Annotated in this window: 28 protein-coding genes; 7 read left to right on the forward strand and 21 right to left on the reverse strand. The window is 38.0% G+C overall.

Translation table 11 applies throughout. From position 1 onward, the window contains the following. Positions 1-108: 108 nt before the first annotated feature. Positions 109-1,881 (forward strand): SgrR family transcriptional regulator, encoded by a 1,773-nt coding sequence (locus tag AB2Q86_RS10815; RefSeq protein ID WP_012580993.1) that lies wholly within the window; start codon positions 109-111, stop codon positions 1,879-1,881. On the opposite strand, the gene AB2Q86_RS10820 is transcribed toward AB2Q86_RS10815, so the two are convergent. From AB2Q86_RS10820 to AB2Q86_RS10835, 4 genes are all read right to left on the reverse strand, one after another. Continuing rightward, on the reverse strand, positions 1,853-2,239 hold the full coding sequence (locus AB2Q86_RS10820; RefSeq protein ID WP_003728841.1) for a DUF3397 domain-containing protein: 387 nt from the start codon (positions 2,237-2,239) through the stop codon (positions 1,853-1,855). The genes AB2Q86_RS10815 and AB2Q86_RS10820 overlap by 29 nt on opposite strands. Continuing rightward, positions 2,232-3,125: a 2-dehydropantoate 2-reductase gene (locus AB2Q86_RS10825; protein WP_012580992.1), complete on the reverse strand. Its 894-nt coding sequence runs from the start codon at positions 3,123-3,125 to the stop codon at positions 2,232-2,234. The genes AB2Q86_RS10820 and AB2Q86_RS10825 overlap by 8 nt, the downstream gene beginning before the upstream one ends. A gap of 149 nt (positions 3,126-3,274) precedes the next feature. After that, complete coding sequence (gene rpmF / locus AB2Q86_RS10830) at positions 3,275-3,448, reverse strand: 50S ribosomal protein L32 (RefSeq protein WP_003726143.1); 174 nt, start codon at positions 3,446-3,448, stop codon at positions 3,275-3,277. 90 nt (positions 3,449-3,538) lie between these two features. Further along, complete coding sequence (locus AB2Q86_RS10835; protein WP_003728843.1) at positions 3,539-4,075, reverse strand: DUF177 domain-containing protein; 537 nt, start codon at positions 4,073-4,075, stop codon at positions 3,539-3,541. Between the two features lie 129 nt (positions 4,076-4,204). Here AB2Q86_RS10835 and AB2Q86_RS10840 point away from each other — a divergent pair, with 129 nt between their 5' ends. Further along, complete coding sequence (locus AB2Q86_RS10840) at positions 4,205-5,377, forward strand: nucleotidyltransferase (RefSeq protein WP_012580990.1); 1,173 nt, start codon at positions 4,205-4,207, stop codon at positions 5,375-5,377. 81 nt (positions 5,378-5,458) lie between these two features. Next, positions 5,459-7,699, forward strand: a complete 2,241-nt coding sequence (locus AB2Q86_RS10845; RefSeq protein ID WP_012580989.1) for an excinuclease ABC subunit UvrA — start codon at positions 5,459-5,461, stop codon at positions 7,697-7,699. 42 nt (positions 7,700-7,741) lie between these two features. On the opposite strand, the gene AB2Q86_RS10850 is transcribed toward AB2Q86_RS10845, so the two are convergent. The 7 genes from AB2Q86_RS10850 to cyoE form a co-directional block, all read right to left on the reverse strand. After that, positions 7,742-8,782 carry a SepM family pheromone-processing serine protease gene (locus tag AB2Q86_RS10850; RefSeq protein ID WP_012580988.1) on the reverse strand — a complete coding sequence of 347 codons (1,041 nt, stop codon included), beginning with the start codon at positions 8,780-8,782 and terminating at the stop codon, positions 7,742-7,744. An 18-nt stretch (positions 8,783-8,800) separates the two neighbouring features. After that, positions 8,801-9,283 carry a pantetheine-phosphate adenylyltransferase gene (gene coaD / locus AB2Q86_RS10855; protein WP_003728846.1) on the reverse strand — a complete coding sequence of 161 codons (483 nt, stop codon included), beginning with the start codon at positions 9,281-9,283 and terminating at the stop codon, positions 8,801-8,803. Between the two features lie 2 nt (positions 9,284-9,285). Beyond that, positions 9,286-9,843 carry a 16S rRNA (guanine(966)-N(2))-methyltransferase RsmD gene (gene rsmD / locus AB2Q86_RS10860; RefSeq protein ID WP_012580987.1) on the reverse strand — a complete coding sequence of 186 codons (558 nt, stop codon included), beginning with the start codon at positions 9,841-9,843 and terminating at the stop codon, positions 9,286-9,288. 96 nt (positions 9,844-9,939) lie between these two features. Next, a complete protein-coding gene (locus AB2Q86_RS10865) occupies positions 9,940-10,221 on the reverse strand; it encodes a YlbG family protein (protein WP_003726138.1) in 282 nt (93 codons plus the stop codon). 30 nt (positions 10,222-10,251) lie between these two features. Next, the gene (locus AB2Q86_RS10870; protein ID WP_003728848.1) at positions 10,252-10,701 is read right to left on the reverse strand and encodes a YlbF family regulator; all 450 of its coding nucleotides are present in this window, start codon (positions 10,699-10,701) and stop codon (positions 10,252-10,254) included. Between the two features lie 48 nt (positions 10,702-10,749). After that, positions 10,750-11,805 carry a CAP domain-containing protein gene (locus AB2Q86_RS10875; protein WP_003737132.1) on the reverse strand — a complete coding sequence of 352 codons (1,056 nt, stop codon included), beginning with the start codon at positions 11,803-11,805 and terminating at the stop codon, positions 10,750-10,752. A gap of 146 nt (positions 11,806-11,951) precedes the next feature. Beyond that, positions 11,952-12,857: a heme o synthase gene (cyoE, locus tag AB2Q86_RS10880; protein ID WP_003728322.1), complete on the reverse strand. Its 906-nt coding sequence runs from the start codon at positions 12,855-12,857 to the stop codon at positions 11,952-11,954. Between the two features lie 236 nt (positions 12,858-13,093). Here cyoE and AB2Q86_RS10885 point away from each other — a divergent pair, with 236 nt between their 5' ends. Continuing rightward, on the forward strand, positions 13,094-14,011 hold the full coding sequence (locus AB2Q86_RS10885; protein WP_003723941.1) for a heme A synthase: 918 nt from the start codon (positions 13,094-13,096) through the stop codon (positions 14,009-14,011). Positions 14,012-14,119: 108 nt separating this feature from the next. Next, positions 14,120-14,863 (forward strand): potassium channel family protein, encoded by a 744-nt coding sequence (locus AB2Q86_RS10890; protein ID WP_012580986.1) that lies wholly within the window; start codon positions 14,120-14,122, stop codon positions 14,861-14,863. Between the two features lie 5 nt (positions 14,864-14,868). Here the strand turns inward: AB2Q86_RS10890 and AB2Q86_RS10895 are convergent, their stop codons facing one another. From AB2Q86_RS10895 to AB2Q86_RS10905, 3 genes are read right to left on the reverse strand one after another with little or no spacing between them, the layout of a single operon-like run. After that, positions 14,869-15,510: an MOSC domain-containing protein gene (locus AB2Q86_RS10895; protein ID WP_012580985.1), complete on the reverse strand. Its 642-nt coding sequence runs from the start codon at positions 15,508-15,510 to the stop codon at positions 14,869-14,871. A gap of 18 nt (positions 15,511-15,528) precedes the next feature. Further along, positions 15,529-16,146, reverse strand: coding sequence for a DUF1775 domain-containing protein (locus AB2Q86_RS10900; protein WP_003728853.1), 618 nt, complete (start codon positions 16,144-16,146; stop codon positions 15,529-15,531). 12 nt (positions 16,147-16,158) lie between these two features. Then, on the reverse strand, positions 16,159-17,784 hold the full coding sequence (locus AB2Q86_RS10905; protein WP_012580984.1) for a copper resistance CopC/CopD family protein: 1,626 nt from the start codon (positions 17,782-17,784) through the stop codon (positions 16,159-16,161). A 139-nt stretch (positions 17,785-17,923) separates the two neighbouring features. Here AB2Q86_RS10905 and AB2Q86_RS10910 point away from each other — a divergent pair, with 139 nt between their 5' ends. Next, a complete protein-coding gene (locus tag AB2Q86_RS10910; protein ID WP_003723946.1) occupies positions 17,924-18,115 on the forward strand; it encodes a hypothetical protein in 192 nt (63 codons plus the stop codon). A 61-nt stretch (positions 18,116-18,176) separates the two neighbouring features. Then, a complete protein-coding gene (mscL, locus tag AB2Q86_RS10915) occupies positions 18,177-18,563 on the forward strand; it encodes a large conductance mechanosensitive channel protein MscL (protein ID WP_003728855.1) in 387 nt (128 codons plus the stop codon). 64 nt (positions 18,564-18,627) lie between these two features. Here the strand turns inward: mscL and AB2Q86_RS10920 are convergent, their stop codons facing one another. The 7 genes from AB2Q86_RS10920 to groES all read right to left on the reverse strand — a co-directional run bounded on the left by AB2Q86_RS10920 (position 18,628) and on the right by groES (position 25,854). Next, positions 18,628-20,616 carry an SA1320 family protein gene (locus tag AB2Q86_RS10920; RefSeq protein ID WP_012580983.1) on the reverse strand — a complete coding sequence of 663 codons (1,989 nt, stop codon included), beginning with the start codon at positions 20,614-20,616 and terminating at the stop codon, positions 18,628-18,630. Between the two features lie 15 nt (positions 20,617-20,631). Beyond that, on the reverse strand, positions 20,632-21,501 hold the full coding sequence (locus AB2Q86_RS10925; protein WP_012580982.1) for a DUF1672 family protein: 870 nt from the start codon (positions 21,499-21,501) through the stop codon (positions 20,632-20,634). Positions 21,502-21,872: 371 nt separating this feature from the next. Beyond that, positions 21,873-22,268, reverse strand: a complete 396-nt coding sequence (locus AB2Q86_RS10930; protein ID WP_003737142.1) for a hypothetical protein — start codon at positions 22,266-22,268, stop codon at positions 21,873-21,875. Between the two features lie 44 nt (positions 22,269-22,312). Next, the gene (locus AB2Q86_RS10935; protein WP_003763314.1) at positions 22,313-22,522 is read right to left on the reverse strand and encodes a hypothetical protein; all 210 of its coding nucleotides are present in this window, start codon (positions 22,520-22,522) and stop codon (positions 22,313-22,315) included. Positions 22,523-22,673: 151 nt separating this feature from the next. Next, positions 22,674-23,651, reverse strand: coding sequence for a choloylglycine hydrolase (gene bsh, locus AB2Q86_RS10940; RefSeq protein ID WP_012580981.1), 978 nt, complete (start codon positions 23,649-23,651; stop codon positions 22,674-22,676). A 255-nt stretch (positions 23,652-23,906) separates the two neighbouring features. Then, entirely contained in the window at positions 23,907-25,535 is a 1,629-nt protein-coding gene (gene groL, locus AB2Q86_RS10945) for a chaperonin GroEL (RefSeq protein ID WP_012580980.1), read from the reverse strand. Between the two features lie 34 nt (positions 25,536-25,569). Further along, positions 25,570-25,854, reverse strand: a complete 285-nt coding sequence (gene groES / locus AB2Q86_RS10950; RefSeq protein WP_003726504.1) for a co-chaperone GroES — start codon at positions 25,852-25,854, stop codon at positions 25,570-25,572. Positions 25,855-25,921 lie beyond the last annotated feature (67 nt).

Raw genomic sequence — 25,921 nt, forward strand, 5'->3', positions numbered from 1 at the left:
CCTCCATTTGCAATTTTTCTGACTTCTCTGTTAGTATAAAAGGGATACATAAATATAAAAAGGGTATTCATTGCCATATATTGTCCCCTTTTAGAACGGAGCGGTGTTATGGATAAGGATTATTTCACTATGCGAGCGTATCTATATAATAAAAGTACTGATTTAGAAATTCCTTTTAAATTAAACGACTTGGCAACTATTTGGTTTTGTACAACGAAGAATGCCAAGCGAAAATTACAACAATACCAAGCGAACAACATGCTTACCTATCTACCTGGACTTGGACGCGGAAATGTTTCTCGAATTGTTTTTCCCAAACAACTAGAAATGGAAGTTCTTGAGGTTTTGGAACACAGTTTGGCGATGGATGCATTTAGCGATATTTTATTTTTACTACAACTACCGATTCCTAAAAGTTGGTTTTCTACTATCTCTACTGAAATTCAGCAAATGTTCGGTTTACAAGTAACCGAGAATCAGCAAGAAGTTCTCCGTTCTATTGTACGCCGCAAACTCACTACCTTAGATCCGCTTCAAACCTCGGTATCGATGGAAGCTTTTCTCATTACGCAAATTAGCGATTCCCTCGTCAAATATGATGAAAAGAAAAAGAAGATTATCCCTCACATTGCTCATCACTGGAAAGTTTCTAATGATTTTACGGAATGGACCTTTTACTTACGAAAAAATGTTTTATTTCATCATGGGCGCATGCTTGATAGCGAAGATGTAAAGTATACCTTGAAGCGTTCTATGCAAGCAAAATCAGTTTCTTTCTGGCAACTGGAAGCAATTAAGTCGATTGACTGCATTAATAAATTCACCCTCCACGTCCGTCTAAAAAAGCCTGATTCGTTTTTCATTCGTTATTTATGTACAGCAAATATGGCTATTTTGCCACGTGATGTTATTTTTGATGAATATAAATGGATTTCGACAGGGCCTTTTCGAATCAGAGAGCGGAATGACGAGCGTTTAGTTTTAGAAGCATTTGATGGCTATTTTTTAGCGAGACCTATTCTCGACCGAGTTGAATTTTGGACTGCCGAAACTGGAACTACTTTAAAAAACATTCCAATGCAATTCACTTCGGTTGATTATGAGGAAAATCCCGCCTATGTAGAGCGTCGCAAACTTGGAGTAGGTGTTAATTTCCTTTGTTTTAATACGCACCGAAAAGGCATTCCCCAGCATCCAGCTTTTCGTGAAGCAATTTACCATCTCATCGATTGTCAAAAAGCGAGCGTACAACATTTTGAAAACTATGGTACTGTTGCTTCTAATTATTATCCCGAAAAATCGACCCCACCCAAGAAACACCCTGAAAAAATCAATGCTTTATTAAAAGAAGCAAACTACCAAGGCGAAAAAGTGATTTTTGGAACAACCCAACACCCCACAGCTATAAAAGAGTCTCAATGGATTCAAGAACTAGCGGCAGATTTTGGAATTAATTTAGAACGGAAAATCATTACTCATCAGGAAGCCTCTTATTCGAAAGTTCCAGCAGAAGAAACAGACTTCATGATGATGGGAGAAATCCCGGCGGCAGATGACGAAATGGCTTATTTAGACTTTTTAAATAACCCCTACCTGTTGCCACAACAGCTTTTCAATCAAACCATTATCAAAGAACTTACAGAAAAACTGGATGCGTTTAAAACAGAAAAAGACGCCTCCAAAAGAGACGTCTTACAAACGAGCATTGATCGCTGGCTAACAGAAAATTACTATTTAATTTATTTGCATCATCCAGAAAAAAGCCAATCGCTCCATTCCATGATAAAAGGAATTGCTGAAAACCCTTATGGTTATTTTGATTTAAGTAAAGTTTGGATTGAAACGAACCCACTCAAAAACGTAAAATCAGACTATAAATAATACCGTAAAGATAGAGCACAACATATAATAATGCAAAAATGAAGAAACATAGGCGCCAGTATCCCCGAAGAATTTTGCGGAACTGTATCTCGCCTTCTTTTTTCGCAGCCATTACAACAATCACAATGCCTAAAATAAATAAAAATAGTAAGATATATAATAAGAACGAGCGATTAAATAGCACAATCATGAAAAAATGAACAGCAATAATCAAGAAAATAGTAGTTAAGTCAGCGGCTAACATAATTCTCCGCTGGCTTTTCTTTATTTTAAAACTGGAAAAAAACATCGTCAAAATAAATACCACAACTGGTAAAATAATAATCATTGCTGTTGAATTAGTTAACCAATCAAACATCGCTTTCTCCTTCCAACCCTTTAATTAGATGATATAACGCACGAAGCGTAGGAAGTGCCTCTCCTTTTTCTAATAGTGGCAGCACGATTCCATCAATTTCAGTCATTCGATTATTCATTCGGTCAAGCGCCATCGAAGAAAAATTCAGCGCTGTCACTTGGCAAACCGCCTCCACCTTTTCTAATGCATTTTCTACCGGCAAAACCGTTTGTATTTCTTTCACAATCACCTTTAATAGTGCATGCCATTCTTCGTTTTCAAGAAGCTTGCCATTTTGAACTTGAAGAACTGCCGTGAGCGGATTAATTACGGCGTTGATAAATAATTTTTCTTGGATAATTTCTAAGTAACTTGCGTGTTTTTCAACTGGAAAGTCTGGATTCGAATGTAGCATTTCTGTTAGAGCCTCGCTTAACTCACCTTGGTAAATGCTATACTTCGTTCGACCATGACCTCGCCAAATAACGGTTGTATCATCTTCGCGCCCTGCCCCGTGTTCGCTAATACCTAGCAAAATGGTTCGTTTATCACCAAGTAGCGATAAGCTATCTAAATGCGCCGCCCCATTTTGAATAAATAGTAGTGGAACTTGTTCCGAGATTTTTTGTAGTACAGGCAAAATGGCGTTTAGTGAATATTGTTTGACCGCGATAATTAATAATTGTTGTTCGGACAGCTTTTCCGTATCCGTTATTTCCGCGGCTTGTATATGTATATTTTTCAGTTCGGAACGATCCTTTAAAGAAAGTCCTTTTTGATTTAATAAATCGCTTTGTTCTTTTCTCCGCGTAAAAAGAGTGAGTTCAGATATAGTGGCAAAATTTGCTGCGTATAAAAGCCCCATCGCTCCTGCTCCAATAATTCCTACTTTTAGTTGGTTCGCCATTTAGTTCAGCTCCATATTGGTTAATGCTTTTATTTTATCAGAAGTAGCATTCTTTTGCACTTCTGTACGCAAACAAAAACCTCGAAAGACCCATGGCGTCTTTCGAGGTTCGTTTTCAACAAGTGAAACGTCACCTGCTTTTAACAATATTAGCTGTTTGCTACATCTTTGCCATCATATTGTCCACATTCTGGGCATACGTGATGGGAAAGTCTGTATTCGCCGCAATTCGAGCATTCGTTCATGCCCGGAAGTTGAAGTTTAACGTGTGTACGACGCTTACGCTTTTTGGCTTTTGAAGTTCTTCTAAAAGGTACTGCCATTTCCTTACACCTCCTTGACGATAACTAAGTACTTGTATCGTTAATCTAAGAAAAATAAATTCCTTAATATATTCCAGCTTCACGGGGAGTTTAGTCTTCTTTTTTCTCATCGAAAAAATTGGCTAATCCCGCAAGACGAGGATCCACTTTTGGTTCTTTTGCTATTTGTTCTAGTAGGTTACCTTCTTCTGTTTTCATTTCCCATTCATTGCCTCGTGGAAGGTTACTCATTTCGAGTGCGTCTTCACTGAAAACTTGCATTGGAATTTCAACAAGTAAAAGTTCTTCTACTACAGGGGTTAAATCGACCATATCCTGTTCCATCACATGCCAAGATTCATCTAGAACTTGTTCTTTGGATTTCACAAAGGTTTCCGTCGCATGCACTTCATAAGGATAAATAACATCCTCAAGTGTACGAGCACATGGAAGTGTCCACTCGCCTTTCATTGTCAGGTTAGCGGTAACTTCTTCTGGGTGTACAATTAGTTCCCCAGTTACTTGTACGGGGCTTGCATCACGAACGTCTATATTGTTCTCTTGAAAGAACTTTTTTAGGTCAGCTTTTTCATTAATCGTGAAGTTGCTGTCACGATATTTTTTTAATTGACTGATAGACCATTTCATCCTACATCACTCCAAGCGCAACACAAAATATTATAGCTTTTTTAAAGGCTTTTGTCAATGCTTTTTCGGGGAGTAAAACCACTGCCTTCATTTTATGCTAAAATAGATTATCTAAAGGAGGGAACCGAAATGAAAGCAACTGGAATTGTGGTGGAATATAACCCTTTTCATAATGGGCATAAACTGCATCTAAATAAGGCGCGCGAGTTAACTCAAGCAGATGTGGTGATTGCGGTAATGAGTGGCTCGTTTGTACAACGCGGTGAACCAGCAATTATTCCAAAATGGGAACGTGCAAAGATGGCGCTCGCGGCTGGCGTTGATATGGTTATTGAGCTTCCGGTTTCATTCGCAACACAACATGCGACGATTTTTGCAGAAGAAGCAGTTCGTATTTTAGATGCCATTCATGTGGATACGCTGTTTTTTGGCAGTGAACATGGAGTTGCGGAAGATTTTACATTTGCTGCGAAAAAAGTAGTCGAAAACGAAGCCCGTTTTGATGAAGCGATTCAGCTGGCATTAGTTGATAAGAAAACTTCTTATGCTAGAGCTTATACAGAAGCTTTTAAAAAGTTGTTCGGCCAGAACTTGCTGGATATCACGAAACCTAATAACATTCTCGGTTTCCACTACGCCCTTGCTGCCCAGAATCAAAACCCGTCCATTTCTCTTCAAACCATTCCTCGTGAACATGCAGGATACCATGATGAGGAAGCAAACCATGACCAAATCGCAAGTGCGACTGCGATTCGAAAATTAATACTTGCTGGGAAGTTAGAAGAAGCTAGCCACTATCTCCCTGCTTCTTCTATAGCTATTTTACGCAATTATGAGGGGCCATTTTTATCGTGGAAAGATTATTGGTCATTCCTGCAATATCGGTTAATTCAAGCAGGCTCAGAAGAACTGGAAGGAATTCGCGGCGTTAGTGAAGGAATTCAAAACCGAATGCAGCAAGCAGCGACTAAAGCGCAAAACTTCTCTGATTTTATAGAATTAACCAAAACAAAGCGATACAGTAATACGCGATTACAACGAACGGCTTTACAAATTTTATTAAATGCGAGGAGTCAAACTAGCTCCCCTTACATCCGAATACTCGGTATGAATAAAACGGGGCAACAATATTTATCGCTTCATAAGAAAAATATTTCTCTTCCTATTGTTACGACAGTTTCCAAAGCACCAGTTGGGCTTTTAGAAGAAGAATTACGTGCGACAAACATTTATACGCTGGCAAAAGGACTGGAAAATTATCAAGCTGGCGACTTTCATATTCCACCAATTTTAACCTTGTAATCTTTACAAGGTTTTTGGTTGACTTTTATGGGGCTATTTTGCTAAGATGTTTGTCCGACTCAAAAAACAGGAGGTATGTGTATGGTACAAGAATATATTCGATTAAGAGGAGCACGTGAAAACAATCTCCAAAATATTTCCCTAGATATCCCCAAACGAAAAATCACTATTTTTACTGGTGTATCTGGTTCTGGGAAATCTTCTATTGTATTTGAAACTATTGCCACGGAATCGCAAAGACAGTTAAACGAAACATACAGCGCCTATCTTCGTAATTTCCTTCCGAAGTATACGCAGCCGGACGCAGATTCAATTGAAAACCTCTCCACCTCTGTTATTATTGATCAAAAACGACTTGGCGGTAATTCCCGCTCCACCCTTGGTACCATCACGGATATTAATTCGATTTTGCGATTACTTTTCTCGCGTGTCGGCAAGCCTAGTATCGGGACAGCAAATTTATTTTCTTTTAACGACCCTGCTGGTATGTGCCCTGATTGCCACGGTGTTGGTCAAAAAGTTTCGGTTGATTTAGTAAAACTACTTGATCCAAATAAATCCCTTAAAGAAGGCGCCATCTTATTTCCGACGTTTTCGGTAGATTCATGGTACTGGAATTCCTATGCTTATTCCGGCTTTTTTGATGTGAATAAAAAAATAAAAGATTATACTGACGAAGAATACGACATGTTGTTACATGGAAAAGATATTAAAGTTTTCCTAGAAACACCCATGGGAAGCATGAACGCTACATATGAAGGGTTGATTCCAAAATTCAATCGTTTGTATATTCAAAAAGAAGGCGAAATGTCAGCCTCTACTAAAAAACGTGTCGATAAATTCACCCATATTGCGCCTTGTACAACATGTGAAGGCACAAGACTTTCCGCACAAGCATTATCTTGTAAAATAAATGGCGCAAATATCGCCGACTTCACAGCGATGCAATTAGATGAATTAAAAGAAACGATTGCGCGTATTGATGACCCTATCGCTGCTCCAATGGTCAAAAGTGTCACAGAGCGATTGCAACATTTGATTGATATTGGTCTTGGTTATATGACACTTGACCGCCAAACTGCTTCTCTTTCTGGTGGTGAATCACAACGCGTCAAAATGATTCGTCATTTGAATAGTAGCTTAACTGACTTGCTTTATATTTTCGATGAACCAAGTATCGGCCTTCATCCACGAGATGTCCATCGACTCAATGAATTACTCGTAAAATTGCGCGACAAAGGCAATACTATTCTCGTTGTGGAACATGACCCAGATGTGATCAAAATTGCCGACCATATTGTCGATGTCGGTCCGCACGCAGGAAAACATGGCGGTGAGATTCAGTTCGTTGGAAGTTACACAGATTTGCTAAAATCAGACACACTAACTGGCCAGTTCCTCAATCGCCATTTACCAATTAATAGCAAACCGCGACAACCAAAAGGCTTTTTAACAACTGAAAAAAGTAGTCGCTTTAACCTAAAAGATATTCAGGCCAACATTCCAAAAGAAGTCCTTACTGTAGTAACTGGCGTGGCTGGTTCGGGTAAGAGTACCTTGATTCATTCTGTTTTCCTAAAAGAATATCCAGATGCGATAGTGATCGACCAATCAGCCGCTCATGCCAATATTCGCTCCAATCCTGCCACCTATACTGGGATAATGGACCCGATTCGAAAAGCATTTGGCAAAGAAAATGATGTCAGTCCATCACTCTTTAGTTACAATTCCAAAGGTGCCTGCGAAAACTGTAAAGGACTTGGTTTCACGACTATGGATTTAGCTTTTATGGATTCGATTCGCACACCTTGCGAAGTCTGCCATGGCAAGCGATTCCAAGATTCTGTTTTGCAATATAAGCTAAATGGTAAATCCATTAGCGATGTGTTAGAACTAACTGTCTCAGAAGCACTCGATTTCTTTACGGATAAAAAAATCTTGAAGAAAATTGAGGCAATGGAAGAGGTGGGAATTGGTTATGTCACACTTGGTCAAGCGCTTAGCACCTTATCCGGCGGAGAATGCCAACGTTTGAAACTCGCCAATGAGCTCCATAAAAAAGGGTCGATTTATATTATGGATGAACCGACGACTGGTCTTCATATGTCAGATATCGAACATATTTTAACGATTATCCACTCCCTTGTAAATAAAGGAAATACCGTTATTGTAATTGAACATAATGTCGATATTATTCGAAATGCTGACTGGATTATCGACCTTGGTCCAGAAGGCGGAAGTGCTGGTGGACAAATTATCTTCGAAGGCGCTCCTCTTGATTTACTTGAAAACAAACAATCATTAACTGCCAAATATCTTTAATGAAAAAAGCCGTTTTGTCTACTAAAGACAAAACGGCTTTTTTTATTGTAGTTTTTCTAAATAATCCACAGCATCTTGGAACGTTTTAACTGGAACGATTTTCATTTTGGAGTCAATGTCTTTTGCTGTTTTAACTGCTGTATCGTAATTACTTTCGATACTTGGATCGCTTTTTTTCATTTCATCGGTAATTGGATCATTGGGAGCGAAGAAAATCTTCGCACCGCTTTTATCTGCGGCAACAACCTTTTGATCAATTCCGCCGATTCTACCAACAGTTCCGTCAGGGTCAATCGTGCCAGTTCCAGCGATTTTCTTACCATCTGTAAGATCATCTTTTTGGAAACGACTGTAAATTTCTAAACTGAACATTAAACCGGCAGAAGGTCCGCCAATTTTTTCAGAGTCGATTTTCACCGTTGGATCTGCAGTGATTTTTTCATCATCCACAAGCGTGATACCGATTCCTGGAGTACCTTTTTTATCAATTGCTGTTAATTTGATATCGGCTTGTTCATTTTTGTCGCCGTGTTTATAGTTGATTTTGACTGTGTCTCCCACTTTTTTACTGTGGATATAATCAATAAATTCTTGGCTTGATTCAAACGCATTTCCGTCAATTTTTGTGATTAGGTCGCCAGCGTGAAGGACATCCGCTGCTGGAACGTCATCTTTTACGCTTAATACGTATACGCCATCATAAGTGACTTTGACTTCTTGTCCGGCTGCTTTATAAGCCACTTGAATGGCATTATTTTTGGATTCGTTCATCATTTGCATTTGGCGAACATTATATTCTTCGTCGCTTTCATTCTCGTATTTGATCTCGCTATCTTTTTCTAGCTCATGGTATGGCAAAAATTTAGCAGTCATATATGTATAAATATTTGCTTTTCCCATTGCAATCGTCACTAGACTGAGCGAACCGTCTTTTTTATTTGGATGGTTATCAACCGTAACGAGTGGTGCAAGTTCTTCGGTCCCACCAGGTTTTGAAATATAATACGGAACTGGAATAAAAAAGCCCGCTATAATAATAATTAACAGCACTATCGCCGTTATTTTTTTCCACTCTTTACGCATTTTTTGTCCATCTCCTACTTACTTGAATTTTGCTTGTACTGCTTTGTTCACGATTTCTGGCACAAGTTCGCTGATATCGCCTTGATACTGCGCCACTTCTTTTACCATACTGGAACTTAAAAAAGAATATTTCGTATTAGTCATGACAAAAAATGTTTCGATATCCGCATTTAGCGTTCGGTTCATCGAAGCAATTTGCATCTCGTATTCAAAATCACTCACCGCTCGAAGCCCTCTGACAATTGCAGTAGCCCCGCGCGTAGCAGCATAATCAACAGTCAATCCACTCGCACTTTCCACTTGTACATTTGGTAAATGAGCGGTTACTTGTCTAATCATTTCCATTCGCTCTTCTATCGTGAAAAGTGGTTTTTTGGATGAATTGTTTAAAACAGAAACATATAACACATCAAAAATCTTCGCTGCACGTTCAATAATATCTAAGTGACCATTCGTAATCGGATCAAATGTCCCGGGAATAACGGCAATTTTGTCACCCATTTCTACGCCTCCTGAAATTCAAATATAGATAAAACAGTAATTCCATAAGAAACTGATTTGATTTTCTCGAATTTACCGATTGTATCTGGCATGATGGCTTCTTTGTCATGCTCGCAAATAATTCTTCCATTTTCGTTGACTAGTTCTAATTTTTCTAAAATTCCTAGTAATTTTTCTAATTGTTGCTTTTTATATGGTGGATCTAAGAAAACAAGGTCGAATTTCCACTCATTTTTATGGAGTAATTTGAGTGCTCGTTCGGCGTCATTTCGGTATACTTCCGCGCGCTCTGTAAAATGGCATCCTTCTAAGTTTTGGTGGATTGTTTTAATCGCGAGTGTTGCTTGGTCAATGAAAACCGCTCGTTCGGCGCCTCTACTCAAGGCTTCAATTCCAAGCCCACCACTACCTGCAAATAAATCGAGCACCATATCTCCATCAAAAAAGGGACCGATAATCGAAAATAAGGATTCTTTTACTTTATCTGTTGTTGGTCTCGTATTGTTTCCTGGAACAGCTTTCAAAGCGTGTCCTTTTCGTTCTCCTGCAATGACTCTCATGTTTTTGCACAACCTTTACTTCAATGTCTTTTTTACTTTATCATAAATAGATGCAAAAAAACAGCAAGACTAGTTGAAATAGTCTCGCCGTTTTGATTAAATACTGATTTGCACATCTTCGTTTTTGTGTTCGTACATCATTTCTTTTTTGGATTCGTATTCTGTTTTTAAGAACGGACGGAAAGACATTTCCACGCGTTTCACATAATGAAAACGAGAAACTTTGTTAGAGATATCTTCTACTTCGGCCATATCACAATACAACACCGCGTATTTTAACTTACGCGATACATAATGCACATTTCCAAATCGCTTCAAAGATCTAACTTGTTTGAGATGATTCATCCAAACGACGATAGCTTGTCTATCATTTTCCATTGTTTAAGCCCCTTCTTTTTAGGATAAGCTTTACGCTGAACAACCGCAGCCTCCCCCGCTGCCACATCCACCTGTAGAACAAGCAGATTTTGTTTCAAAAAACGGATTACCCGTTGGTACTTTGATATTCTCTGAAACTGCACTTGCGAGGAGCAGACTGATTTCGTCCAAGAGAGATTGTAAATCCATCTCCGCACGGCGAAAAGCTGCCACATTTTGGTCCATGTCAACTTCGCGTTTATAAGCACGAGTCTTTCTGGTTACTTCTTTATAGTCAGGATGATACCGGCCGAACCGCTGTACTTCCTCGTATTGTTCTTTTATTCGTATAAATTGACGAATATTTTTTTGCGAATTAGCGTCATTTAGTAACGCTTCTTTGGCACTTTTGTAATTTTGCGCTTCCTCGGAGTTTAGAATCATGCTAGCAAGCTCATCTGATAAATCGAGTAGCGCCATATTTTCCATTGTAGCGAGCAAATCTAGCCACCTCCATATAACTTACTTTTTTATTATACCATAGAACTATTATTTAATAATAAAATTTTGCGTATAGTATTTTTGATAGGTTCCTGCACCCATATAGGTATACGAACCATCTAGTAAATTTTCTCTGTGACCTTTGGAGTTGAGCCAACCTTCCACTGCTGCTGCGCTATCGACATAATTATAGGCGATATTTTCTCCAGCTTTAGTATATTTGACATCCCCTTTACTAAGTCGTTTGCTTAGATCTCCTTGCGTGGGTGAAGTGTGGTCAAAATAGTCGTTTTTCTTCATATCAACGCTATGTCCATAAGCAACTTTCGCAACAGACTCGTCCCAAGCAACTTCTTCTATCCCGTAGCGATCACGAATAACATTAGTAATTTCTAGAACTTGTTTACTAGAAGCATCATCAATCGCATTCCAATCAGCTGGTGACAACTTTTCTTCATAAATTTCACCTTGGTAAGATAATTCATAGGGGCGCATTTTGACGAAGGATAATTTATTGAGGTAACGAACACTAATCAGTTTTGACTTAAATTTATCGAAATTCAGTTGCGCATAAACACCACTTCCAATGTTAACAATCGGACGGGCGTTTAAGTCTTCCTCAGAAAGTTCGAATTTATAATAGCTGTCTTTATAGTTGAAGGATATTTCCGATTGCAAATTGGCATCGGTAAATACTTTTTCGGTGGACATACCAATCGTATATGGCATGACATTTAAATCTTGTCCTAGCGCATAAATGGTTTGGACGATATTGTTTGTTACTCCTACTTGCATATAACTTGTTCCTGGTTGACTGTAAATGTAATTATCATAACCGTATGCTGTTTTATCGACACGCACCGGATCACCAAACTCTTTCTTTAAGTCGCTTACGTTTTTATTAATAAATCTTGCCAAGCTGGAACTATCTTGCACTTGTTTCGGATTTTCATTCGTTGTTTTTTTATTATCAGGGAAATTAGACTTTGTCGCTGTATCTTCGGCAGTATTTTTCTCTACTGATTTACTAAAAAAAAGATCTGTGTTGTATCCAATGAACAGGCAAATGATTAATAGCACAGCTACTCGCATTATAAACTTCACATTTTGCCCTCCTCGGCAGTATTTTGTTTTCTTGATGTAACTTTCATTTTACCAATACTATTATCATTTGAAAAGCTTTAAAAATCATAAAAAAACAATTACAAGGAAACGAGTATTGCACGCTTCTTCGTAATTGTTTTTTATTTTTATAAGAAAATCGAAATAACTACCATTGCTACGAATAAAATTGTCATGTAATTTAATGAGTAAACGAACATCCATTTAGCCCATTTAATGCTATCTTCCATTTTAAAGCCGTAAATACTAAGTGCTAACCAACCGATATTCAGTAACGTTGCTAAAACAACATAAACGATACCTAGCTCAAACATAAAGAACGGTAGGATAGTTAATAAAATCACCCAGAAAAACATGCTTTTCTTTGTACGTTCAATGCCTTTTACTACTGGTAACATCGGAATTCCAGCAGCTGCGTATTCCTCTTTCCGTTTAATCGCAATCGCATAAAAATGCGGCGGTTGCCAACAAAACATTACGAGAAACAGCATGATTGGTACGATGCTAAATGATGGTTCGACTGCAAACCAACCAATCAGCGGCGGAACAGCGCCTGAAAAACTACCAATTACAGTGTTACTAACTAGTTTTCTTTTTGCATATAGCGAATAAACGACTACATACAAAAAGACCCCGATAACGCCAAGAACTCCTGCTTGCCAAGTTGTCATAAATAACATAATTGTACCGACAACACCTAGCACAAGCGCGACCATTAGTGCACGCTTACCAGAAATTTTCCCGGTCATTGTTGGTCTATTTTTTGTTCTTTCCATAATTCCGTCAATATCACGGTCGATGACATTGTTAAAAGCGCCCGAAGCAGCTACGATAAGTGCTGAACCGACGATAGTAAAAAATATCACGTCTACATTTTGAATAAAAGAAATTCCATTTAACTGAAAGGCTAACCACATTCCTGTAAAAGCAGTAATCGTATTGGAATTCACGATACCAATTTTCACAAGCTCGGTAAAATCACGGACAGTAAATCTACTCGCCGATAACTCCCCAGTCTTTTCTATCTGATTCACTTTTTCTCCCCCTAACACTTGCTGATATAAACCAGTGATTGCGAACTGATAGATATCCTATACCCTTATTATGTGAAAAATACGCACCTTTTGTCAATAAATCGGCTTTAGTCTTGTACGCTTTACTTCTTCAAATAAACAAGCTACAATTAGTTTGATGTGTACTCATGAACTTATACATATAAACAAATTATAGTAAAAATCTCACACGCATCTAAAGGAGAGATTGGTAGATAATGAAAAAATTCTTGAAAGTTTGGTCTGTACTAACGATTATTTGTATGACGGTCGTTGTGTTTGGCGGAGCGCTCGTAACGAAAACTGGTTCAGCTGATGGCTGCGGTAATAGTTGGCCTCTATGTAATGGGCAGTTAGTTCGTTTAACAGATGTTACTCCGGAAAAATTAATTGAATTCATGCACCGAATGACGACGGGAATCAGTTCGATTTTTGTTATTGTTTTAGCAATTTGTGCTTGGATTTATATGAAAAATCGTCGCGAAACAAAACCACTTGCGATTATTGCGGTTCTGTTTCTAATTATTCAAGCGTTAATGGGAATGGCGGCTGTTGTTTGGGGACAAAATCCGTACATCATGGCGCTACACTTTGGAATTTCCATCATTTGTTATGCTTCGATTGTATTGCTTGCCTTGATGATTTTTGAGGTAGACCGGAAATTCGATGCTAGAAACCTCGTGATGGGGACGAAATTACGCATTAATATTTACGCACTGACGATTTACACGTACTTAGCTGTTTACACTGGCGCACTTGTTCGACACGAAAAAGCAAGTATGGCTGTTCCGGTTTGGCCTTTTGAAAATGGGCACTTTATCATGCCTACTTCAGTACAAGATTATGTGCAATACTTCCACCGGTTAGCCGCATTTATTTTAATTGTTTGGTTGCTGTATGTAACTTGGCTTGTATTCCGAGATTACAGAAGGTACCGCGTGCTTACTTTTAGCATGGTGTTGTCACTTGTGTTTATTGCACTTCAAGCCGTTACTGGGGCGCTGTCTGTTTATACAGGAGTGAACTTGTATATCGCGCTTGCCCATAGCTTGATTATTACGATGTTGTTCGCGCTACTTTGCTACTTATGCTTACTGGCATCGAGAAGTAAAAGTAATCGACTACGAATAAAATAACGAAAACGGCTGGCAACTTTTTGTTGTCAGCTTTTTTTATTTATCTACAGCTTTTGCGTCGTTTTATGCTAAAATAAGTGAGAGTATAAGTCAAACGAGGTGGATAACTTGGATAAAACAAAGAGAAAAATGATTTATGAGACTTTTATGCTTATTCTCATATTACTTTCCCTTGCCCTATTACCGTACAGAAACAGCTTTACATTTATTTTAAATTGGATTATTTGGGTGATTTTTACGCTTGATTATCTGGTTCGGCTTTACCGTGCTGATAATAAATGGCATTATGTAAAAACGCATCCATTTCAACTCATTGCAATCATTCCATTTTACGGTGGATTTAGAGCGGCTCGGATTGTTAGTTTTGTCCATCTATTAAGTATTACTGCGATGGGGAGAAGGTATATTGTACCGATTTATAACTTTTTCCGTTCTAATGGTTTAAATCGATTTTTAATGATTTTTGTTTTACTTGTAATTATAATTCCTGTTCCGATGGTATTTATCGAACCTGAAATAAACAATTATCCTGATGCGCTATGGTGGGCGATTGTGACTGCGACAACAGTTGGGTACGGTGATATCGTTCCTGTCACGCCAATTGGACGGATTTTGGCATCGATTATGATGTTGTTTGGAATAGCGTTTATCGGGATGATAACTAGTACGATAACAAACTTTTTCCGCGCTAAGAAAACTACTACTTCTAGCACACAAAGAGCAAGCAAAATTACCCAATTAATTGCAGATACGCCAGATTTAACCAACGAAGAAATCGCGGTCGTAGAGCAATTTTTGGCACTACGAAAAAAAGAACTAGCTGATGAAAATATAAAAAGTGATAGCGAATGATGCTATCACTTTTTTATTTGTTTTTCGACTTGATCACGGTAACGTTCAGATAAGGCTTCTACCGCCAAAATTCGTTCTAAGTCTTCTTTTGTCCCATTTTTATGCAAAACTTTATCGTGGCAAAAGGCTACTGTTACGCCGTGTGATTCTTGGTGAATTTGTTTGATTTCATCCGTTGCATGTATAATGCCAGGAGTAATCGTTCGGCACAGGTATCCAGTAAGTCCAGTTTTGTGAATTGCTTTATAGAGATTGGGGATTCCATTGAACTTTTCAATTGTACTACATGGATTTCGGGCTTCCGTTATTTGGATAACGGTTTCGCCAATCTGGAATTTATCACCAATTTGGACAGAACTTTCCAACATATTCGTAGTGATGAGATTTTCACCAAAAGCAGTTACTTGTAGCTCTTCGCCAAACATTGCTGCCCATTTCGCATAATGTTCGTATGGATAAATACAAACCGTACGATCCGGCCCACCGTGATATTTCAAATTATGCGGTGCGTCATTTTCAAAACCGGTAGTGGTTAGACTGGCGGATTGTACAAGCTTTTTTTCGATTCCCGTCATCATCCGTTTATTCTTTGAAAGGTTAAGTTCTTTCGGCTTGCCAACTGCTAAATGCATGATTTTCCGTTCCATCTGCTTACTCCTTTGAAGTTATTTTTTTCGGCTTAAAATAGCAAGAATGCCCGTGATAAGCGCAATAACGCTGATAGCTACTGCGGTCCATAATAAAATCGTGTTATCACCACTACTACTTGTATCCCCTGCTGTGTTCTCCGCTCCCGCAACTACTTCTCCATGCGAGCCAGTTGCGGATTTGGAAGACTCTTTGACAATTTTTGTGGTAGCATGTGGTGTCTCGGAATCTTCTGCGCCAACCCATTCAACGATGGAGCCATCTTCATAATATTGATAGGCATTCCAAGCAATTTCGCCTTCTTCACTTGGATTTTTAGCGATAAAACTAAAGCGCTGGAATTGGCCTTTTTCAATTCCGTTGCCTTCTGTTTGCCATGTTACTGTGCCATTTTTCTTATCTACTGTCGTTGTCCAGCCTGGCACTGGTTCATAAGATTCGAATGATACGCCTTTTTCTACTTTTAAAACGATTTTTTTAGAGGCAACATCTTTTTCTGACGGTACTTTCATTGTGTAGGTTTCCCAGGAGTCTACGGTCGATTCGCTCGGTAATACAGAAACATGTGCGCTCGCTTGAAACGGAATGATAAAGACAGCTAATAAAACGACGATGGAGCTGATAATTTTTTTCATTATTTTTCCCCTTTACTGTGTAATATTGGTCGTAAATGTTTGATTTATATCGGTAAAATCTTTTGTTAAACCATGAACCATGATTTCCCACTTGCCGGTTTGATTAATATATAGCCCCTCTGCAAAGTATTGCGTATCATTTGCAAGTTTGGCTTGGAAAGTTGATTTTTCATCTGTTTTAGTAGATTTTGTTGTAATCGTCACTTGTTCAAAATCTGTTTTGGCAGAACCATCTGCTGAAGTAAATGTGATGATAAACTGGTTTTGCCCAACGGTAGCTGGTTCTACTCGTAAATTGATTTTTGCTTTTTCACCTTCTGCTGCAATTGTTTCATCAAATGCTTTCGGAGCAGGCGGTGGCGGTGTTTGTACGTTGGTTAAAACACTTGCGACAACAAGGATAATGGTCCCAATGATAAGTTCCATCAAAATGGTTTTATATGGCAATCGTTGGTTTTTGAGTTTGATATAAATGTAATGACCAAGCCCTAGTAGTGCCATTAGTAAAAATAAGCCAATTTTGAAAAGAAGTATTTTGCCGTAATTGGTTGTAAATAAATTGGCCATTTGACCGATGTTCATCACTGCCATTAATAGGCCGCTGACTAAGATGGAGGCGACTGCAATGATTGCTACAATCGCAAATCTGCTCCAAACTTCGCGCGCTTTCCCAGTCCGAGGTAATACGAATAAAAGCACTAAAATCCCGCCAACCCAAACGCTTGCCGCAATCATATGAAGCATATCAGCGGTGATACTTACTATTTTATCGGCACTGGCTGCAGCGTGTCCATTCTGAGCCTTCGCAAAAATCAAATACCCGATTAATGCACTCTCGGTCAAAAGCGCGAACCAGCTCCATTGTTTCTTTTTAAAGAACATCATGATGGTAAAAATGGCAAGTAGCAGCCATACGATAAATTCACTGATCCAAATATACCCTGTTTTCGTAGTCAAGAAAGCAGCTAACTTACTCGGTCCAAAACTTTCACTAATGGAAACGCCCGTTGTGATACTTGTCTGTACGAAAAGTTGCATGAAGAGAGCCACACCTAGAAGTGCTAGCGCTATCCAAGTTACTTTTTTCAAACGTCCAGAAATTTTTTCTGATATCTGTTCTTTTCGTGGATAAAGCCCTAACCCAAAAACAAGCACACCGATAAACAACGAAAAACCTATGTATAAAATGGCTTTTTGAATCGAACTAATTTGCAAGTCCGCTCCACTTGAGGGAACTTCCGATGCTTGGAACGTCGCTTTCGTATCGCCTAACTTAAAAGAAATGATCCCCGTAACCGCATGTCCATCCGCTGACACAACCCGCCATGAAACAGAATAGACATCTGCTTTTAAATCAGCCGGTAAAGACGCTTCAACCATATGATTATTCTTTTTAGAAACAGAGGTTTTGCCGGTTTCCACTTGCTTCCCACTTGAATCTTTGACTTCTATTAAAGGGAAATCCGCTTCAATTTCTTCATTAAAAACAAGCGTTACTTTTTCGGGCGCGGTTTGAATATGTGATTGATCGGCCGGATTCGAATTTTCCAAATAAGCATGCGCTGAAACATGCTGAACTGGCACGATTAGTAGATATAGTATAATGAGAAAAAAACTGACCCTTTTCAATAATTTCATTTGCTACTCCTTTTTCGAACGAACGGTTTTACTCTTTTTAACTTATCATGTGCAACAATTGAATGGAAATAATCGGCTCATTTCCTATTGCAAATGATGCTACGATTATGGCATAGTGATAGAAAAGGAGGTTTTACCTATGCTTCGTTATATCGAATTGTTTTTCATGTTTGCTTTTGTTACGCTCATCACGATGTGGATTCAAGCACTTCTAGCAAAATGGAAACCTACTATTCTTCGTTCTTTCTGGCTTCGTACGCTCACATTTATTATTATTGGCTACGCATTAATGGCGCCGACGCTATACATAGGCAGTTTGTTACTAAAATAAGTTTAGTTGCTTTCACATCGCAGTTAGATTGTTTATACTGGGAAGTGGGAGGTGAATTTTCATGAAAAAAATGTTAGTAGAATTTAGAGACTTCGCGTTAAAAGGGAATGTTCTAGACCTTGCTGTAGCGGTAGTTATCGGGGCTGCTTTCGGTAAAATTGTTTCATCTTTAGTAGATAACATCATTATGCCACTTGTCGGTGTACTTCTTGGTGGTCTTGATTTTACAGATTTAAGTTTCAAAGTTGGTAAATCCGTTATTCAGTACGGTGCTTTCATCCAGTCCATCGTTGACTTTATCATCATCGCTTTTGCCATTTTTATTTTCGTCAAAGTACTTACTAGTTTTATTAAGAAAAAAGAGCAAACGGTGGAAGAAACGCCAGTACCTCCAACTGAGGAATACTTAAAAGAAATTCGTGATTTATTGAAAGAACAACAGAAATAACTGAAAAAATCCTTCTTTTGTGGAAGGATTTTTTTATTTCTAGTTTTATATATTTTTTGCTCCATTAAATATGGATACTTCCTCGTTTAGCTTGTTCCAATAAGCTTTTCATGTTGTTACTAGTTTGAACAGCTACCTTATCTAAAGCAGAAATTGCTGCTGATGTATTACCGCTTAATTGATGCTTAATATCTCCAAAAATCAATTCCGCACTATGGAAGATATTTGTAGCTGCTTTATTCAATAAAATAACATCTTGAAATTTTGTACCTTCAAATAGTGCCGTATCAATATAAGGTCGATATATGGCTAACACATGCTCTAAATTCGATTCCATATCCTTTACAGCACTTCCTACACCTCTAACGGTTAACAAGATTTCTTGCAACTTTCTTATGTACTCTCTCAGTTCCTCCTTTAACTGATAATCTCTATCTGTAAAAGGGATTTTCACCATTGATAGTCCTGTTTGGAGGTCTTCTAAATATCTAATTGCGGATTTTATTACCTGTTTTAATTGATTAGTAATACTTCGAATTGAACTCAATATCGGCATTAATAAATTCGTAGTTTTAGCAGAAAAATCTCGAAAATTTCTATCTAATAATCGCTGTTTCTTCCCCATCCCGTCTTTCAAAGCTTTGGATTCTTTTAAGACATACGCTTGTGTCGCTGGCGGCGCTCCAACACTTTGGACTTTTTGCGTTGCGCTTAAAAGTTTATCTGCTTTTTCAAGTTCATTCGATACATACGTGACTTGGGAGCTAAAAGTTAATATTTGCTTAACGACCAAATCTTTGTTTTCATCTAATATTTTGTAATGTTCTTTTAATTCTGTCACCATGGCATCGCTTAAATATTGGTCATTAATCCCTTTAAACAACTCTGGTATTGCTTGCATTTTTATTTTGGACACTTGATCCATCATGTCTTCCGTCCTCAAAGCAAGATCATTAACTAGCGCCGGAATATCCACCAAGAGATCTAACGCATGAAAGAAACTCCCCGAAACAACATCTAACACTTCTCCTAAAATCGGCAAAGTTCTTACTCTCTGCATAAAATCTATTGCCGCATAACTTACTGGCTTGGCCTTTTCCATCTCATCACGAAACTCAGCATAATTAGCTAATGAAGTAATAATCCCGCCAAATTCTCCTTCCGCCAACAAGTTATCAAAAGTTTCTTGTAAAGAGGTCGTTCGATTATCCAAATGATTTCCCTCATTATTCACTAAATCGACCGCTGTATCTAAGTAAAACTGCCCCCTCTTTATTTGCTCCATCATTCGTGTCCGTAAACTATTAGCCAAAATTCGAATATTATCCGGATTCATATCGATTTTCTGCCCATTTCCTCCACCCGTCAAAACCTGCCCACTCCAAATCCCTACGGGAAGATAAGCATCTGCATCAATGGGAATATTTTTACCGTTAACTGTGACACCTGCATCATCATAACCCGTATGATTAGAAAGAATGGTTTGCAGCCAAGGGACATTGTTTTGAAGAATATGGGATTCGCCTGGTAGACGATCTCCGTAACCCATCCCACGCTCCCCTAAAGTTAGTGGATCATATTCACTTAAATAGTTAGTAATTCTTGGATTATCCTTATCATATATTCCATTGGGCAGGATAGCTGGATTATAAGTGACGCTTCTTATGCCATCATTTTTAGATGCTACATAATTAGATAAACCACCGCCTAGAGAGTTTCCTGCGACATTTTTAATGTTATATTTTTGGCTTTCTTTTTTGTATGCTGCGTCAGCTTCTCTTAATTGCGTGTTGGGGATGGAGCCAGGGAGTGTGCCGTCTGTTAGGAAATCTTGGGTGCCTTGCGTGCCTTCGAAAATCATGCTGATTTCGCCTGTGGAAGTATTCTCGACAATCATATAGTCAAGACCAGATGCTTTGTTATATTCACCTGCTCTGACTTCGTATTTGGTGCCATTAACATTGATATTACTAAGTTCTCCAGGGTGCTTATAAACCCATTTACCACTTAACTCTATTAAATCTACATCTGATGTTTTTAGTTTTTCTGGCATAGTCTAATCTCCCTTTTATTTAATGATTCCTTCTACATCTACACTTTCTCCATCTGGTAATCCCACTCGATCAACAATAAAATTCTTATAAATCAAAACTGCATATCTCCCTTTAGGAATTCCTTCTTCTTGTTTAATTTCATTTGCTAAATTATCCGCGACTCCTTGCTCAGGGAGCTTGTTTCCTCTAACAAAAAATTTCATTGGAATTGATATGTTTTTACTTGTAGGATCATCTTTTTCAAAAAGTTTCTTTAATTCCTCTGCCGAAATTTTTGGGTTTTCTAAGTAAGCATTATAGACACTTGGGTAGTCTAAGGCGAAAATTGAAAGAAAATAGTAATTACTGGTATATCCATCAGATGCAGTTTTATCAATTGCCTCCGCTCGCATTCCTAATAAGTTATTTTCTTTCGCAATTTTTTCAGCAAAGACATCTAGATTTTTAAATTCTTCTTCATATGCCTTTGCGTATAACCCCCCAACGATTGCTTTTTCTACTTCCCCCTCATCACTTCTTGCATTCCCAACTTCATCTTTATTTAAAATCAAACCTACAATTACATATGTATGAAACTGAATAGGCTCCTCACTTTCTACCATGACAACTGCCGCATTACGCGCGGGCACTACATTATTCACTTTTACATCTGTTTTATATGTGTTCTTCATATAATTTATCGCTTCTTGCTTAATTTCTTCTTCATGTTCCTTTACTCTTTCTGCTGATTTATTTCCATCCACAAATGATAATCCTTGACCCACGTAATCCTGCACAAGCGTAGTGCCTTCCTGCGCTTTTTCTTGGTCTGTTTTTTCATTCATATTGAAACATCCTCCCAGTAATAATATACTTGCTAACAAACCGATGATTTTTTTCTTCATTTGTTCTCCTATCTGCTTTTGTATTTTCTCTTTGGTATTTTCCTCATTTATTAGAACGCTTAAATCACTATAAATTCAACTAATATAAACAAAATATAGTTCAAAAACTTCATGATATTATCGTTACATCACTCTAAAATTATATCATAAATTCACAAAGTGAGATGTGACAGAACAACGAACAACTCATCTGTAAAAGCTGATATAGTTCATTTTTAAGCAGGCTATTTTTATAAAAAGATGATTTTTTCACAATACATACTTTAATTGATAAATTCTTCAAGTTTAATTCCCCACTGATTTTCTTCAAAAAAAATAGACTACCCATCCCCTAACAATTCAAGAGGAAAAATAGTCTAAATAAATATATTTCAGTTTTTTTGCTGTTTTTTTAATTGTATCGCTAAAAACATTTCAACTGCTGCGACAACTAAAAAAATAATTTGTAAAATAAATACATAGCCGATAATCAGTAACTGTACAATCATCCAAACTGCGAGCACGGCCGCTGCTGCAAACATAACTTCTTTCGTTCGTGGTAATTTTTTCAGCAAATAAATGAGTGCTGCTAAATGGAATAATCCAACAAATACGAATAAAAATATGCCTGGTACTAAATAATCCACGAACGGTGAACCATCAAGTAATCCAGTTGAAAGAGAAAGCAAACCACCACTTGGCATGAAAACCATGGATAAGCCACCATAAATTGCTCCTATTGCTGTAAAACCAACTATTATAATACTACTTATACGTGTCCAGTTCATGGCGTTCTCCTAGTCGTTTTTCTAGTAGTATACCACGAAAATTATCATTCTGCCGCTTTTCTTCGTTTTATTTTTTTGATTAAATCGATCAATACGAAAACCGCAATACCGCATGCGACAACTGTAGTAAGATACCAAGCTGGACCAGATTCTGCGCGTACTCCTAGCCAATAAGTCACTGTTTTCGGGTTAAAAAATGCAAAGCAAATTGCACAAAATGCAATAATTCGACCAATAATGGAATTTTCTCTCATAGCAAGTGCATCTCCTTTTCTTTTATTATAACAAGGAATAAGAAATGATAACTTAGCTTTTCGGTCCCAAAGTTGTTTTTCATCTGACAAGTTTTGGTTTTTTTTACACAAAAAAACTACGACAAGAGAATTTCTTGTCATAGCCTCACAGTTATTTATTAACAATGTTTAGTTGTTGCTCATTAACGAGTGGATAAATAGCTAGTTCTTCGCTCTCTAAATCCTCTTGGTGCATATCCACACCAGTAATTTGACTGTTTCCGTATGTTCTATAATAATAAATTCCTTTATCGATATTGCAACATGAGGAATAAATGGTATGCTCGTATTTTTCCCCACCAACATCACAAAGACCTTTTTGTTGTTCCACCGAGCCTAAAATATGGAAAAATTGGCTAATGCTTTCTGATTCAGAATCACCTGAAACAGAATTCAATTTGGTAAAAGTTGCTTTCACAAAACGAGACATAGAAGATAAATCGCCAGGTAAGCCGATTCCGCCCATCCCACGACTATAAGCATCCAAATCAATCTCGTTGGAAAAATTATTTTCTGGGGTTTCACTCGAAAGAACGCGATAATTGTTTAAATTAAATAGTTGGTAATCAAATGTTGGATTATTTGTTAACACGCCAACAGGATTATCATAAATGTGAAGTCCATCTTTCACACATTCCACTACAATAGATTCGTTTTGATCAGCCATCAACCAATGTAATTGAGATAGCGGCAAATTTTCACTAAAGCTAATATTCACGAGATTGATTCTCTGAAGTAATCTTCTTGCTTCTTTTACAGTAGCGCATTGACCAAGAATCCACGGAATAAATTCAAATGGCGTTACATTGTCCTTACCTTCTGCAAAATCCTTGTAATCCGCATTTCCTGAGAAATTGAGTCCTGCCATACTAAGGCCTTTTTCATTGGTAGCATCGTAATACAACGGGTAGTTTTCCATCACAGCAGCAATACCAATAAGTGCATAATGCTTCTCTATATCCTCTACCTTGCGAAAATGAAACGGGTAATTTTTCGGCGTAACAACCACAACCTCTTTGTAAGAAAGTTCATAATCGAAATTCCTTCCAAAATAGTGATCCTTCGTTGTATAAGTTATTGACGTACACATTAAAAATCCCTCCTCAAATTTTTCACCATACATGTATACCAGTACCCTCGGACTTTTGTGTAAAACATAATTTGTGGTTTTTTTCACAAAAAATGGGTAATTTATTACCTCATACAAGATGATTTGGCTCTGATAAAAATTTTTTAAAGTATACTCCTCTATTAACTTCTTGAAAATATTCTGCTATAAAATCATAACAAAAAAAGATCCCTGGAAAATCCAGAGATCTTTTAAAAATGTCAGCTGATGTTAACCTTACATCATGCCGCCCATTCCACCCATTCCCATATCAGGAACAGCTGCTGGGCCGTTTTCGTCTGGTTTGTCTGCTACGACTGCTTCTGTAGTTAATAGAAGAGCAGCAACAGATGATGCGTTTTGTAGTGCGGAACGTGTTACTTTTGTTGGATCCACAATACCAGCGTCAATCATGTTTATCCATTCGCCATTAGCTGCGTTGAAACCAACACCTACTGCTTCGTGTTTCAAGCGTTCTACGATAACCGAACCTTCAAGTCCAGCATTATGCGCGATTTGGCGAACTGGTTCTTCTAGGGAACGAAGCACGATGTTGATACCAGTTTCTACGTCGCCTTCTGCTTCTAGTGCTGCTACTTTATTGTAAATACTTACAAGGGCAGTACCACCACCAGCTACGATACCTTCTTCTACAGCTGCGCGAGTAGAGTTAAGCGCATCTTCAATACGTAATTTACGTTCTTTTAGCTCTGTTTCAGTTGCAGCGCCGACTTTGACAACAGCTACTCCACCTGCAAGTTTTGCTAAACGTTCTTGTAATTTTTCTCTATCAAATTCAGAAGTAGTTTCTTCCATTTGCGCACGGATTTGGTTTACGCGAGCGCTGATTTGTGTGGAATCGCCTGCTCCTTCTACGATTGTTGTATCATCTTTTGTTACAACTACTTTGTTCGCTGTTCCAAGTTGATCAACAGTTGCTGTTTTTAGTTCTAAGCCTAGGTCTTCTGTGATAACTTGTCCGCCTGTTAAAACAGCAATATCTTCTAGCATTGCTTTACGACGATCGCCGAAACCAGGAGCTTTCACGGCTACTACGTTGAATGTTCCGCGAAGTTTGTTTAGTACAAGAGTTGCTTGAGCTTCCCCTTCAACATCTTCCGCAATGATTAACATTGGACGACCTTGTTGAACAACTTGTTCTAAAACTGGTAAAATTTCTTGGATGTTGTTGATTTTTTTATCTGTAATTAAAATATATGGTTTTTCAAGAACTGCTTCCATTTTGTCGGAATCAGTTACCATGTATGGGCTAGTGTAGCCACGGTCAAATTGCATACCTTCTACTACATCTAATTCTGTTGCAAAGCCTTTGGATTCTTCAATAGTGATAACGCCGTCGTTACCAACACGTTCCATTGCTTCTGCGATTAATTTACCAACTTCTTCATCACCAGAAGAAATAGCAGCAACTTGAGCGATAGACTCTTTGCTTTCAATTGGTTTAGAAATAGCTTTTAATTCTTCGATAGCTGTTGCTACGGCTTTTTCGATACCGCGGCGAACGCCTACTGGATTTGCTCCAGCTGTTACGTTTTTTAAGCCTTCTTGAATCATTGCTTGCGCTAAAACGGTAGCTGTTGTAGTTCCGTCCCCAGCAACATCATTGGTTTTAGAAGCAACTTCAGATACAAGTTTTGCTCCCATATTTTCAAATGGGTCTTCTAATTCGATTTCTTTTGCAATCGTTACCCCATCATTTGTAATTAACGGAGAACCGAATTTCTTCTCTAAAACAACATTACGACCTTTTGGGCCAAGCGTTACTTTTACTGCGTTTGCTAATTGGTCGACACCACGTAACATGGCACGACGAGCATCTTCACTAAATTTAATATCTTTTGCCATTTTATATTTCCCTCCGATTATTTCTTTTTTTAAATTATTTAGTAATTGCTAAAATGTCACTTTCACGTAAAATCAGATAGTCAGTTCCTTCATACGTCACTTCTGTTCCAGAGTATTTTGCAAAGATAACTGTGTCACCTTCTGCAACTTCAAGTGGTTCTTTTGTGCCGTTATCTAAAACACGACCTGAACCGACTGCAACAATTTTCCCTGATTGCGGTTTTTCTTTGGCAGAGTCTGGTAATACAATCCCACTCGCTGTTTTTTCCTCTGCTTCAAGTACTTCAATTACAACACGATCTCCTAATGGTTTTAACAATGTAAATGACCTCCTCTGATATAATTACATTTTTCATTTTAGCACTCGACACATTAGAGTGCTAATA

Origin of the sequence: Listeria monocytogenes, from assembly GCF_041765605.1 — a bacterium.
GTDB classification, from domain to species: Bacteria; Bacillota; Bacilli; order Lactobacillales; family Listeriaceae; genus Listeria; species Listeria monocytogenes_D.